Genomic DNA, 13,155 nt, shown 5'->3' with positions numbered 1-13,155 from the left:
CGCACGCCCCAGCAGCTCGGAATACTCCATCGCTAGGATGTGTTGAACCGGGTAGTAACGATCGCAAGGAGACACCAAAAGTGCGTCAAGCCATCATCATCGGATCCGGCCCCGCCGGTTACACTGCGGCGATTTATGCGGCACGCGCTAATCTTGCGCCCCTCGTAATCGCCAGTTCGGTCGAGGCTGGCGGCGAACTGATGAAAACCACCGAAGTGGAGAACTACCCGGGGTTTGCCGAGGGCATTCAGGGTCCTGCGCTCATGATTGAGATGCAGAAGCAGGCTGAGCGTTTCGGTGCCGAGATCGTTCTTGACGATGTAACTGATCTTCAGCTTGAGGGCCAGATCAAGAGGGTAACTCTTGGCAACGGCGATGTTCACGAGGCACTGGCGGTCGTCTTCGCTACGGGTTCTGCCTACCGCAAGCTCGGCCTTCCCGACGAGGAACGACTGAGCGGCTACGGGGTTTCTTGGTGCGCAACCTGCGACGGATTCTTCTTCCGCAAGAAGACGATTGCCGTCGTCGGCGGCGGCGATTCGGCCATGGAAGAGGCAACGTTCCTCACAAAATTTGCCGACAAGGTTTACGTTATTCATCGCAAAGATGAGCTGCGTGCGTCGAAGGCCATGCAAGAACGGGCATTCAGCGATCCCAAGATCGAATTCCTGTGGAACAAGGCAGTAACCGGCATCACTGGTGCTGAGCTAGTCGACGGTATCGATCTCACTGACACGGTCGACGGCAGCACTACGCACCTCGACGTCAGCGGGTTGTTTATCGCCATCGGCGCCGACCCCCGCACGCACCTGGTGCACGGTCAGCTAGACATCAATACCGACGGGACCGTAATCGTGGATGGTCGTTCCTCACGCACCAACATCACCGGCGTGTTTGCCGCTGGCGATGTCATCGACCCCACATATCGTCAAGCGGTCACCGCCGCCGGTTCCGGCACAGTGGCAGCGCTCGACGCTGAACACTACCTTGCGTCATTGCCACGCGAGCTTGTCGCCGACGCAATCCAACCCATGTCACTCCAAGAATCAGACGAAGAAGCATCAAACAAAGAAGCCGCTTAACCGCGGTGGCGCTGCAGTTTGAGACTCACCCCCACCAAACAAAGGAACACACAATGTCTTCAGCAACAGAAGTAACCGACGCAAACTTTGATGAACTCGTCATCAACTCCAAAGACACCATCATGGTAGATTTTTGGGCCGAATGGTGCGGCCCGTGTCGCGCCGTCTCCCCCATTCTTGACCAAATCGCCAGCGAGAACGCCGACAAGATCAAGATCGTCAAGCTCAATGTCGACGACAACCCACAGATGGCAATGAAATACCAGATCACCTCGATTCCCGCGATGAAGGTGTTCCGTGGTGGCGAGGTCGTGAAGACCGTTATCGGCGCAAAGCCGAAGCCGGCGCTTGAAGCCGATCTTGCGGAGTTCTTGGCGTAAAGCTCACCTCAGCCGACAGCCTCCGGCATCCACTACTTGGTGGGTGTTCGGAGGCTTTCGTAGTTAACGCTGGTGAGCCGCTCGGATTCGATCCACAACTTTCCCGCATCAGTTTCTGAGTGCGACGCGGGGCTCGATTCGACTGGCACGGGTGCCCCCCGGTGTTCCTTACGGCCCGACGGCCCAAAGTATTCGCCGCCGGTTACGGTTGGGTCGGTCGCAGCGCGCAATGAGGTTCGGGCACCCTGCCGCGGGGTTTGAATACCCAAAAAAACGAGCTTCTTCAGCGGTCGAAGATACCAGCGGTCGAACAGATGGTCGGCAAGTCCGGTGCCCGCCGTTCCCGGATGCGCTGCAACCGAAATCGCATCCGCTCCGGCTGCTTCAAAGCGGCGCTGCAGCTCATAGGCGAACAGTAGGTTGGCCAGCTTTGAGCGACCGTAGGCCGCCCGAGGCGTGTACGACCCATTCTGGAACATCAGGTTGCCAAACTCCATGGGCTCCCAGCGGTGCGCAACGCTAGACAGACTCACTACACGGGCGCCCGGTGTCGCAGTGATCAGGTCGAGCAGACGGCCGGTGAGCGCAAAATGGCCGAGGTGGTTGGTGCCGAGCTGTGCTTCAAAGCCGTCGACGGTGAGGTGCGCATCCGTCATCATGATTCCGGCGTTGTTGATCAGCAGGTCAAGCTGCGAGTGATTCGCATGAAAATTGTCGCTGAAGCGGCGGATCGACTCAAGATCGGCAAGATCCAGCAGCATGGTTTCCAGTGACACCTCGCCAAGCTCTTCCAATAGTGCTGTCGCGGCGGCTGTCGCTTTTTCGGCCGTGCGCATCGTCATTACGACGTGTGCACCCGCGGCTAGCATCGCCCGACTCGTTTCGTAGCCGAGGCCCGAGTTGGCCCCGGTGACAATCGCAACTTTCCCCGTGAGGTCTCCGATGTCAGAAGCGGTCCATTTGGTTCGAGCGTTCACTGTCTTCCTTAATCCGTCGGTTGGGTGCTTGCGTAGGTGCTGGGGTGGCGGGGTAGGCCGGGATGGTGCGCGTCGGGATGGTTGCGGACCTACCCAGTGCAGCATCCGTGCCTCCGCAGAGCAGGTGATGGTAGTTCGGCGTGGGCGCTGAATGGCGTTTGCTTGGTTCTCAGCACAATTATCGCTCAGTTTCTGCTCCCGAGCGTCAAACGCCTATTGTTTAAGTGCCGAGCGAACGGGATAGCCGATGACAACACAGCCGAATAACCTCGACCAGTGGTTCGATCACTATGCCGACAGAGCCTCCGGTCTTGCTGCCTCCGAAGTGCGGGCGTTATTTGCCGTTGCCTCTCGCCCCGAGGTTGTCTCGCTCGCGGGTGGCATGCCGTATGTTTCGGCCCTGCCTCAAGACCTCATCACCGATTCGATCAACCGTGTCATGCGCGATCGTGGGCCGGCCGCACTGCAGTACGGTTCCGGGCAGGGCCTGCCTGCGCTTCGGGAACAGATTCTTGAGGTGATGGCGCTGGAGGGCATCCAGGCTAGCGTTGATGACGTCGTTGTCACCACCGGGTCGCAGCATGCTCTCGAGCTTGTCACCAAGCTGTTTATTAATCCCGGCGATGTTGTGCTTGCCGAGGGGCCCAGCTACGTGACCGCGTTGGTTGTCTTTAGGTCGTTTCAGGCGGAGATCGCGCACGTCGAAATGGATGAGTTTGGTCTCGTTCCAGATTCTCTTCGCGCCCATATTGCGGCGGTTCGCGCGGCAGGCAAGACGATCAAGCTTCTCTATACCGTTCCCACTTTCAGTAATCCTGCGGGAGTGACTCTCAGCTGGCAACGCCGGATTGACGTGTTGGAAATTGCTCGGGAGAATGGCATTTTGGTTCTCGAAGACAACCCGTATGGCCTGTTGTACTTCGATGGCCCTCCACCGCACGCGATGCGCTCTGTCGAAGAGGAGGGTGTGATCTACCTTGGCACCTTCTCCAAGACTCTTGCACCGGGTTTCCGGGTCGGTTGGGTGCTCGCCCCGCATGCGGTCAGAGAGAAACTCATTTTGGCCAATGAGGCTGCCGTGCTCTCACCCAGCTCATTCACCCAAAGCGTCATCAGCGAATACATGAGTGTCGCCGATTGGAAGGGCCAGATAGGCACCTTCCGAGACGTATACCGTGAGCGTCGTGATGCGATGCTTACGGCTCTCGATGACTATCTTCCCGACCTTGATTGGACGGTACCAAACGGCGGCTTCTACGTATGGGTGACCCTTCCTAACAACCTCGATTCGAAGTCGATGTTGCCCCGTGCGGTGAAGGAGCTCGTGGCTTACACCCCTGGCACCGCCTTCTATGCCGACGGGAATGGACGCAGCAACATGCGCTTGTCGTTCTGTTACCCGACCCCCGAGTTTATTCGGGAGGGCGTACGCCGACTCTCCACTGTCGTGAATGGTGAGCGCGAACTGCTCAACACGTTCTCGCAGACCGCACCGCTCACCATTGCGCCCCCCGCGCGGTCGATGATTAACCCTCCAGCCAACCTTAGCTAGGACACCATGAACGCTTCACCCACTCGCGTACTGGTACTCGCCGGGGGCATCTCCCATGAACGCGATGTATCTCTTCGTTCAGGACGTCGCGTGGCCGACGGACTGCTCGCCCAGGGCAAAGACGTTGAGCTCCGTGATCCGGATGCCACCCTGCTTCCGTACCTTCGCGACACCAAGCCAGATGTGGTCTGGCCCGCGCTCCACGGGGCAAGTGGGGAGGATGGAGCTCTGCGCGGACTGCTCGACCTGATCGGCATCCCGTACGTCGGATCGCGGGCCGATGCTGCCCGGCTTGCTTGGGATAAGCCCACCGCAAAATCTCTTGTTGCCCGTGCGGGAGTTCGCACGCCGCTCTCGATCGCCCTCTCGCGTGAATCTTTTCGTGAACTGGGTGCTCACAGCATTCTTGATGAGTTAGCCGATGAACTCGCCGGTGATCTCGTCGTGAAGCCCGCTCAGGGCGGCTCGGCTCAGGGCGTGTCCATTGTTTCCGACCGCCATGACCTGCCGGGCGCGATGGTCAATGCCTACAACTACTGCGAGGTCGCCCTAGTCGAGCAACGCATTACCGGTGTTGAGATAGCAATCGGTGTGCTCGACAGCGGGGCAGGACCGGTGGCCCTCCCTGCGGTAGAAATCGTCCCTGTTGCTGGCGCCTACACCTTTGAGGCTCGCTATAACGCCGGTCAGACCGACTTTTACACTCCAGCCCGCGTTTCCACCGAAGATGCGGAGCGAGCAGCAAACGCCGCCCTTGCGGCACATTCTGCGCTGGGACTTCGTCACCTCTCGCGCGTTGACCTGATCGTGGATGGGGCAGGTACACCGTGGTTTCTTGAAGCCAACGTTCTTCCCGGGCTTACGGAAACGTCCATTTTTCCGCTAGCCCTCGTCGCTGCTGGCCATGATTTGGGCCGCGTCTACGCGGCACTCGCGGATGCAGCTATCCAGAGCATGTAGCTCGGCTTCAACGCCGGCAATGTTTCACGTGAAACTTCGCCGCTGACAAGTGCTACAGGCTGGGCGTCCACCTCAGCCAGCGTGCCTGGTTCAGCTAACGCGCCGGCCACATAGTGGACTGCTGTCGGCGAGCAGCCACGTCGCTAGCGGTTAAAACCAGTGTCACCGAGCTCTTCGAGAATCCGGTTGAGGTCACCAACCGTCGCGAAATCGATGACCACCTGACCCTTGCTTGCACCCAGGGTTACCTTGACCCGCGTATTGAGCCGGTCAGCGAGGCGCTCGGCAATCTCATCGAGCGGGCCCTGTTTTTTTCCGCGCGAAGGCTTGGGGCGAGCAGGTTTCGTGGAGAGTGAGCCCGCTGCCGCCTCCGCGGCACGAACGGAGAGCTCCTCATTGACGATTTTGTCGGCAAGACGCTCCATCCCTTCAGCATCCGGCAGGGAGAGCAGCGCACGGGCGTGTCCCGCGGTGAGAACACCAGCAGCCACTCGCCGCTGAACACTCTCAGGAAGCCGCAACAGGCGCATCGTGTTGGTGATTTGTGGCCTTGAACGACCAATACGCTCGGCCAGCTGCTCCTGGGTAATCCCAAAGTCCGCCAGAAGCTGTTGATACGCCGATGCTTCCTCAAGAGGATTAAGGTTTGCGCGGTGCAAGTTTTCGAGAAGCGCATCGCGCAGCATGTCTTCGTCAGCTGTGCTCTTGATGACAGCCGGGATCGTTGCCAAACCCAAGTGCATGCTCGCGCGGAGCCGACGTTCACCCATCACCAGTTCGTACTGCGGCTCGCCCTCCGTGGCACCCACTAGTGGCCGAACCACAATCGGCTGAAGCACACCAATCTCACGGATGGAAACTATGAGCTCGGACAGCTCCTCTTCGCGAAACTCAGTTCGAGGCTGACGGGCGTTGGGGGCAATATCACCGGGGGAGAGGTTTGCTAGCCGCGCTCCGGGTACAGCGCGAAGCTTATCGACGGGGGACTCTCGGCTCGGGAAGAAGACATCGACTGGGCGTTGTTCACTATCATCGGATGCCGGGATAAGCGCGCCGATTCCCCGACCAAGACCCGTGCGTTTGGGTGCTGCCATTATTGGGGTGCTCCTCGATGTGCAATCTCTGAAGCCGCTTCCAAGTAGGAAAGGGAGCCGGGAGAGTTTTGGTCGTAGCTAATAACGCTCTGCCCATAGCTCGGTGCTTCAGAAATTCGCACCGAACGGGGGATTAGGGTGGTGAGCACCTGCTGCGGGAAGTGATCGCGCACATCATCCACGACCTGATTGGCCAGATTAGTGCGCGAGTCGTACATCGTCATCAGGATGGTTGATACGCGGAGCTTCGGATTGAGGTGCCGCTCGATGAGCTTGATGTTGTTGAGCAATTGGCTCAGGCCCTCCAACGCGTAATACTCGCACTGAATCGGGATGAGCACCTCCTGCGCGGCGACGAATGCGTTTATCGTAAGAAGGCCGAGCGACGGCGGGCAGTCAATGAAAACGTAGTGGTACGCCTCTGCCGAATCCTGAAGAAACTGATCGAGCGCCGAGCGAAGTCGCTGCTCACGGGCCACGAGCGACACAAGCTCAATCTCTGCGCCGGCAAGGTGAATCGTTGCTGGTACGCAATACAGGGCAGCAAACTCGGGGCTTTTTTGCACGACGTCGGCCATGGGCACGTCGTTGATTATGACGTCATAAACGCTGGCGGTTTCAGAACGGTGTTCAACACCAAGGGCGGTTGAGGCATTACCCTGAGGATCCAGATCGATGACGAGAACACGCGCCCCGGTGCGTGCCAGGGCAGCTGCAAGGTTCACCGTCGACGTCGTCTTTCCCACCCCACCTTTTTGATTCGCCACCGTAAAGACACGGGGTGCAGAAGGGAGGGGCAGTGCTGCCTTTGCCACAGCTTGACGCCGACGTGTCAGCTCCGCAATCTCCCGTGCAAGTGGCGTGGTCTCATCGAACGGCGTGCTTTGTTCGTTGACTTCGCTTTCGGGATGTTTCACGTGAAACTTTCTATTTGGTGCTTCGGCAAGAGGGAGGGGAGCGGTCGCGCACCGCGACCGAATCAGTCCACTCTAGCCCGAAAGACTCTCGTGATCTCTGGGGTGATTCCTTCGCCAAGAACGATGGACTCAACATTTCGTAGTCGAGCTTTACGTATTGCTTTAGACGCAGCCTCGATCTCTTCGTCAATCCTCGCGCCCTTCATAAACACCATCTCGCCGCCAGGAGCGAGTAAGTGATCGGTCGCCGGAATCAATTTCGAAAGCGCCGTCACAGCGCGCGCGGTCAGTTGGGTTAGACCTTCCGCGTAGGGAGCATCTTGTGACCGAGATCGATCGACCGTGACGTTCTCAAGCCCCAGTCGATTCGACTCCGCTCGAAGCCATTCGGCGCGGCGCTCCATTGGCTCGATGAGAACGAAGTCAACGTCGGGCCGCGCGATCGCCAGCACTAAACCGGGCAGGCCTGCCCCGCTGCCAATATCCCCGACCACTCCCGGCCGCAGAAGAGGCGCGACCAGTGCACAGTTAACTATGTGGCGAGTCCACAAGCGAGGCACCTCAAGGGGGCCAATTAGCCCCAGTTCTTCCCCTCGCCGAGCCAGGCTCGTGGTGTACTGACGTGCCAAGTCAATTCGAGACCCGAAAAGTGCTTCCGCAACCTCGGGCTCAGTCTCGAGCGCCGCACCTTCAGTCAATGTTTCACGTGAAACTATGCTCGAGTGATAACGGTGTGGCGCTCCCTGCCCTCACCGCTAGATTGAGAGACGAAACATCGCTCGGCAACAATGTCATGAACCAGCTTGCGCTCATACGACGACATGGGTGGGAGTGCTGCGGACTCTGCACCGGCTTCGATCCGCTCCACTGCAGTGTCAACAAGTTTCGAAAGCTCGCCTGCGCGCGCCTCTCGAGACCCTCCAATGTCGAGGATGAGGCGGGAGAACACTCCCGTGCGATTCTGAACTGCAATGCGAGTCAATTCTTGAAGAGCTGTAACAGTCTCGGGACGCGAGAGCAGACGGAGGTTCGTTTCCTCACTTGATGTCACAGACACATACGCCCGACCTGCACGAGCGTCGATCTCAAGGTCCCCATCGAGGTCTGCGATATCGAGGAGCTCCTCGATATAGTCTGCCGCAATATCGCCTTCTTCCTCTAGCTGAACTGAAGTGCGATCAGCGCGGACTTCGACGCCGAGGTCAGGCGCTCTGGTCTCTGTGTCAGAAACGTTCGTCATTTCTTTTTTCCCTGCTTCTTCTTGGCACGGTTCTTACTCACGGGTTGCTCCCGCTGTGGGTTCTTAGGCTCCTCGACGATGAGCGTTCCCGACTCCGGGGTCTCCTCAACGATCCCCTTGCGCTGGTTGCGCTTCGCCAGTCGGGCTTCACGAGCGAGCGCGGCTTCACTGCCTGGCGTCGGCATGTTGCGGATGACCAAAAACTGCTGCCCCATTGTCCAAAAGTTCGAAACGAGCCAGTAAAACATCACGCCGAGCGGGAAGGTGAATCCCGAGAAAGCGAATACGAGGGGGAGAAGGTAGAGCATGATGCGCTGTTGGCGATACATGGGGCTGGCCTTCATCTCAGCCGACTGATTCTTCGACATGATCTGCAGCTGAGTAATGAACTGCGACCCGGTCATCAGAATCACCATGATGGCCGCAGTGATGATTACTGCAACATTACCTTCAGCAGTACTGATCGCCAGGTGCAATGGAGCAATATCGAAGAGCGACGACGTACCGAAGGACTGAGATAACTCGGCATTGAGAAAGCCGACTCCAGGGGCATTACCCTCCAGCTGTGCGTTTCGGAGCACAGAGAAAAGGCCGAAGAAGATCGGCATCTGGAGCAGAAGCGGCAGACACGAACTGAAGGGGTTCGTACCGGCATTCTTGTACATCGCCATGGTCTCGCGAGACATCGCCTCACGTGAGAATTGATCTTTCTTGCCCTTGTACTTGTCTTGGATTTTCTTGAGCTGAGGAGCCACCTCCATCATGCGCCGCTGGCTCTTAATCTGTCGAACGAAAACCGGGATGAGTGCCGCACGAACCACCAGCACAAGCCCGACGATCGACAACACCCAGGTGAGGCCCGCATCCCCATTCATACCAACGAAGGTAAGAATCTCGTGGAAAGCAACGAGGATTGCCTCGATCACCCATTTGATCGGCCACAGTAACGTGCCAAAGAAAGCAAAGAGATCCATGAAGCGGTTAGCCCCTTTCGTGGCTTGCGCTTATTACAAAGCCAAACCTAGTGATCTGATATCTATCATTCCGACGAGCTGGGATGTCATCAATACCACCCTCTGCCCACGGGTGACAGCGCAGAATACGTCGGGTTCCCAACCAGAACCCCCGAACAACACCGTGCTGTTGAATAGCTTGAAGGGTGTAGTGAGAGCACGAAGGATAGTAACGGCACACGTCGCCATAGAGCGGGGAAATAACGGCACGGTAGCCGCGAAGCAACACGACCAACAGGTTACGAGGAACAAGCATCGCGAAGGTGACTACGGCGTTCATACCTTTACCACGATGCGGTCAATCCCTTCTGCGATCTCAGCACGTAGCGTAGTCCACTCAGCTTGACCCGAGCCCGCCAGTGCCCTAACCACAATGTCCGAATGGCCAGGAATGTTGGGTAAGATTTGGGCTGCTGCACCTCGAAGCCTACGGCGCACCCTGTTCCGAACGACTGCGTTGCCCACTGCCTTCGAGACAATGAACCCAAAACGAACACCGCTAGATCGATCATTAGTAACGGCGTGGACTATGCAGTGCGGTGTCGCAAACCGACGGCCGCGTCGAATGACCGAGCGAAAATCTCTCGGATCAGTCACCCGGTTCGCCTGAGACAACACCGGCGGAACTAGGCGGAGAGTTCGGTGCGTCCCTTGCGGCGACGTGCACCCAAGATGGCACGGCCAGCGCGGGTGCGCATACGCAAACGGAAACCATGGACCTTTGCGCGGCGGCGGTTGTTTGGCTGAAAAGTTCTCTTGCTCATAGCTATATCTCCAAGGCCCAGCTCTGGCGGCCGGGAAGAATTGGTAGACCCAAAGGTCGGAAGTCAACTGATTAAAACTACGGCGTTAATCGAGTGGGGTCAAACCACACTTTTTGCGACCACGCATTATCCACACAGACTACGTCCTCATTGGTAGCGACATGCTGTGGACAACTAAGGTAAGAGTCCGTGGATTACGACTTAAAAGTCCCCAAAATCAGGGAGAGTAGCGGTCCTCCGCGGTGGATAAGTCTGTGTGTAAATAGCGTTAAGGGATGGGGAAAAGATGTCGGAAAAACCCGACCCGACCGAAGAACTATGGCGCGAGGTACTCACGCGCCTCAATGGGGATGAGCGCATCACTCCCCAGTTGCAAGGCTTCGTCAGCCTGGTCGAACCAAAAGGAGTCATGGCAGGGACCCTCTATCTCGAGGTACCGAATGAACTCACTCGGGGCATGCTCGAGCAGCGACTGCGCCAACCCCTTATTGATGCAATCAGCGAGCTCGATACCGAGCTCGGGATAAACAACTTCGCCACGGTTGTGAACCCAGAAATTCAGCAGGACGTAATTTCGCGCGAAATGTCTCGCACTGATGCTCCCTACATCGAACCAACACCGCCCTCGCCGATTGAGAAGTCCACTCCGCGTCGCGGCGATTCACGGCTGAATCCCAAATACAGCTTCGATAACTTCGTAATCGGTGGCTCAAACCGGTTCGCTCACGCGGCGGCCGTCGCCGTCGCTGAAGCACCCGCAAAGGCGTACAACCCACTGTTTATCTACGGAGGCTCAGGGCTCGGTAAAACACACCTGCTTCATGCCATCGGTCACTACGCAGAAAGCCTTTACCCGGGAATCCGGGTTCGATACGTGAGTTCAGAAGAATTCACCAATGACTTCATCAACTCAATCGCTAACAACAGGGCTTCCGTCTTTCAATCTCGCTACCGTGAAATCGACATTCTGCTGATCGATGACATCCAGTTCTTGCAGGGTAAGGATTCGACGCAAGAAGCGTTCTTTCACACTTTCAACACACTTCACGACCACAACAAACAGGTAGTCATCACGAGCGACCTGCCGCCCAAGCACCTCACCGGATTTGAAGACCGGATGCGGTCTCGCTTTGAGTGGGGACTGATTACAGATGTTCAGGCGCCTGATCTTGAAACCCGCATCGCCATTCTGCGAAAGAAGGCCCAGAGCGAGAAGATGAAGGTCGGCAACGACATCCTGGAGTTCATGGCATCGAAGGTGTCATCGAATATTCGTGAATTAGAGGGAACCCTCATCCGAGTCACCGCGTTTGCCAGCCTAAATCGCACCGAAGTCGATATGGCTCTGGTTCAAACTGTGCTAAAAGATCTGATCACACTCGACGAAGACAACGTCATTGCCCCGGTCGACATCATTAACCACACCGCCGGCTACTTTAAACTGACCGTGGATGACCTCTACGGTTCTTCTCGATCGCAAGCCGTCGCGACGGCCCGGCAGATTGCCATGTATCTCTGTCGCGAGATGACCAATCTGTCTCTGCCAAAAATTGGTCAGCTCTTCGGTAACCGCGATCACACAACCGTCATGTACGCCAATAAGAAGATCACGGAACTCATGAAAGAGCGCCGATCAATCTACAACCAGGTTACGGAGCTGACCAGCCGTATCAAGCAGAATCATCGATTCGGCAAAGATCAGCTCTAATCGCTTGGGGATAAGTTGGGGATAACTACGACAACTCGCCGGAAAGATTGTTGATCAACAGATTCTTTCTGTGGAATCGCGCTTGGCTCTCCGTCGAGTTTCCGCACTTGAGCTACCAATTTGCGCGGCATCATCAACAACTCACAACCGTGTAGTTTCCAACAATCGACACAAATCGGCTGGGTTATACACACAGTCCACAGTGGTTAAGAGTGTGACCTTTAAAGAATGAATTTTGAATCCCCAATAACCTGTAGTTCACAAGTGGATTCGCTGTGCCAGTATTAACGACCAGAGCTTGATCCGGTTAGGGGTAGTTCATGAAGTTTCAGGTTAATCGTGATGTCTTCAGCGAAGCGGTTTCTTTTGCAGTGAAGCTGCTGCCACAGCGCACTACGTTGCCGATCTTGAGTGGCGTGTTGATCGAGGCAAGCGACCAGGGACTGACTTTGTCATCTTTCGACTACGAGGTTTCTGCTCGCACCAATATTCTTGCGGACGTTGATGAGCCAGGGCGTGTTTTGGTTTCAGGCCGATTGTTGGCAGAGATTGCCAGTCGGCTTCCGCATGCTCCGGTTCGTTTTAGTACCGAAGACAACAAGATTACGGTCGCATGTGGCACCGGTCATTTCACTCTGTCGAGCATGCCGGTCGAGGAGTACCCAACACTTCCTCAAATATCCGAGCGGGTGGGAACCCTTAAGGCTGATCTTTTCTCCGCTGCTATTGCTCAGGTTGCGGTCGCGGCATCGAGGGATGATGTAACTCCGGTCATCACCGGTGTTCAACTTGAGGTTTCCGAGAACACCATTTCTCTCGTAGCAACAGACCGCTATCGAGTAGCCGTGAGAGACATCGAATGGGATGCTGGCGCATCCGGTGTCGAATCGGCCACCGCGCTGGTTCCCGCGAAAACCCTCGTAGAGGTGGGAAAGACTTTTGGCAGCGCCGGCGAGATTTCTGTCGCGATCACCAATTCTGACGAACGCGAACTGATCGCTTTCCAGGCAGACAACAAGACCGTCACGTCTTTACTCATCAAAGGAAACTTTCCCCCGGTACGCCGGCTGTTCCCCGATACTGTGGATAACTTCGCCGTGATGAACACGGCTGAGCTCATCGAAGCAGTTCGCCGTGTTTCGCTAGTACTTGAGCGGGAAGCAGCACTCCGGTTCACCTTCACTTCCGAAGGTGTCACTCTCGAAGCGATCGGATCTGAGCAAGCCCAAGCATCCGAAACAATAGATGCGTTCTTGACCGGCGATGACACGGTCGTTTCACTGAAACCACAATTTCTTATCGACGGATTGAGTTCAGTTCACTCCGAGTTTGTGCGAATCTCTTTCACGAAAACAGAGAATCCAAACAAGCCCGGTCCTGTTCTTATTACCAGCCAGTCATCGAAGGATCAGCCCGGGAGTGACAACTACAAATATCTGCTGCAGCCCAACCTTTTATTGAGGTAGTC

General features: G+C 56.7%; 15 protein-coding genes. 6 read left to right on the top strand and 9 right to left on the bottom strand.

The genetic code is table 11. The features are described from left to right. The first annotated feature begins 80 nt into the window (after positions 1-80). Positions 81-1,082 carry a thioredoxin-disulfide reductase gene (gene trxB / locus FB472_RS07790; RefSeq protein ID WP_141990424.1) on the top strand — a complete coding sequence of 334 codons (1,002 nt, stop codon included), beginning with the start codon at positions 81-83 and terminating at the stop codon, positions 1,080-1,082. Between the two features lie 53 nt (positions 1,083-1,135). After that, positions 1,136-1,462 (top strand): thioredoxin, encoded by a 327-nt coding sequence (trxA, locus tag FB472_RS07785; protein ID WP_021810715.1) that lies wholly within the window; start codon positions 1,136-1,138, stop codon positions 1,460-1,462. Positions 1,463-1,494: 32 nt separating this feature from the next. On the opposite strand, the gene FB472_RS07780 is transcribed toward trxA, so the two are convergent. Then, a complete protein-coding gene (locus FB472_RS07780; RefSeq protein WP_141990423.1) occupies positions 1,495-2,439 on the bottom strand; it encodes an oxidoreductase in 945 nt (314 codons plus the stop codon). Between the two features lie 247 nt (positions 2,440-2,686). Between FB472_RS07780 and FB472_RS07775 the strand changes: the two genes are divergently transcribed. Together FB472_RS07775 and FB472_RS07770 are read left to right on the top strand one after the other, a co-directional pair. Then, a complete protein-coding gene (locus FB472_RS07775) occupies positions 2,687-3,991 on the top strand; it encodes an aminotransferase-like domain-containing protein (protein ID WP_141990422.1) in 1,305 nt (434 codons plus the stop codon). Between the two features lie 6 nt (positions 3,992-3,997). Next, the gene (locus FB472_RS07770; RefSeq protein ID WP_141990421.1) at positions 3,998-4,951 is read left to right on the top strand and encodes a D-alanine--D-alanine ligase family protein; all 954 of its coding nucleotides are present in this window, start codon (positions 3,998-4,000) and stop codon (positions 4,949-4,951) included. A 143-nt stretch (positions 4,952-5,094) separates the two neighbouring features. Here FB472_RS07770 and FB472_RS07765 read toward each other — a convergent pair whose 3' ends face one another. From FB472_RS07765 to rpmH, 8 genes are all read right to left on the bottom strand, one after another. Further along, the gene (locus FB472_RS07765; RefSeq protein WP_141990420.1) at positions 5,095-6,045 is read right to left on the bottom strand and encodes a ParB/RepB/Spo0J family partition protein; all 951 of its coding nucleotides are present in this window, start codon (positions 6,043-6,045) and stop codon (positions 5,095-5,097) included. Then, positions 6,045-6,962 (bottom strand): ParA family protein, encoded by a 918-nt coding sequence (locus tag FB472_RS07760; protein ID WP_141990419.1) that lies wholly within the window; start codon positions 6,960-6,962, stop codon positions 6,045-6,047. The genes FB472_RS07765 and FB472_RS07760 overlap by 1 nt, the downstream gene beginning before the upstream one ends. A gap of 62 nt (positions 6,963-7,024) precedes the next feature. Next, on the bottom strand, positions 7,025-7,660 hold the full coding sequence (gene rsmG / locus FB472_RS07755; protein ID WP_141990418.1) for a 16S rRNA (guanine(527)-N(7))-methyltransferase RsmG: 636 nt from the start codon (positions 7,658-7,660) through the stop codon (positions 7,025-7,027). A 14-nt stretch (positions 7,661-7,674) separates the two neighbouring features. Then, a complete protein-coding gene (locus tag FB472_RS07750; RefSeq protein ID WP_141990417.1) occupies positions 7,675-8,202 on the bottom strand; it encodes a Jag family protein in 528 nt (175 codons plus the stop codon). Continuing rightward, positions 8,199-9,176: a membrane protein insertase YidC gene (gene yidC / locus FB472_RS07745; protein WP_021810707.1), complete on the bottom strand. Its 978-nt coding sequence runs from the start codon at positions 9,174-9,176 to the stop codon at positions 8,199-8,201. The genes FB472_RS07750 and yidC overlap by 4 nt, the downstream gene beginning before the upstream one ends. Positions 9,177-9,183: 7 nt before the next feature. Next, a complete protein-coding gene (yidD, locus tag FB472_RS07740; protein WP_246078283.1) occupies positions 9,184-9,471 on the bottom strand; it encodes a membrane protein insertion efficiency factor YidD in 288 nt (95 codons plus the stop codon). Positions 9,472-9,491: 20 nt separating this feature from the next. Continuing rightward, positions 9,492-9,833 carry a ribonuclease P protein component gene (gene rnpA / locus FB472_RS07735; RefSeq protein WP_281283253.1) on the bottom strand — a complete coding sequence of 114 codons (342 nt, stop codon included), beginning with the start codon at positions 9,831-9,833 and terminating at the stop codon, positions 9,492-9,494. Between the two features lie 8 nt (positions 9,834-9,841). Continuing rightward, complete coding sequence (gene rpmH, locus FB472_RS07730) at positions 9,842-9,979, bottom strand: 50S ribosomal protein L34 (RefSeq protein WP_010204566.1); 138 nt, start codon at positions 9,977-9,979, stop codon at positions 9,842-9,844. A gap of 286 nt (positions 9,980-10,265) precedes the next feature. On the opposite strand from rpmH, the gene dnaA reads away from it, so the two are divergent. Both dnaA and dnaN read left to right on the top strand, forming a co-directional pair. Further along, a complete protein-coding gene (gene dnaA / locus FB472_RS07725) occupies positions 10,266-11,687 on the top strand; it encodes a chromosomal replication initiator protein DnaA (protein ID WP_141990414.1) in 1,422 nt (473 codons plus the stop codon). A gap of 320 nt (positions 11,688-12,007) precedes the next feature. Beyond that, a complete protein-coding gene (dnaN, locus tag FB472_RS07720) occupies positions 12,008-13,153 on the top strand; it encodes a DNA polymerase III subunit beta (protein WP_021810705.1) in 1,146 nt (381 codons plus the stop codon). The last annotated feature ends 2 nt before the right edge of the window (positions 13,154-13,155 follow it).

This window comes from Rhodoglobus vestalii (genome assembly GCF_006788895.1).
Lineage (GTDB): Bacteria > Actinomycetota > Actinomycetes > Actinomycetales > Microbacteriaceae > Rhodoglobus > Rhodoglobus vestalii.
Note: the sequence above shows the minus strand (reverse complement) of the source record. Positions and strands in the feature narration are given on the sequence as shown.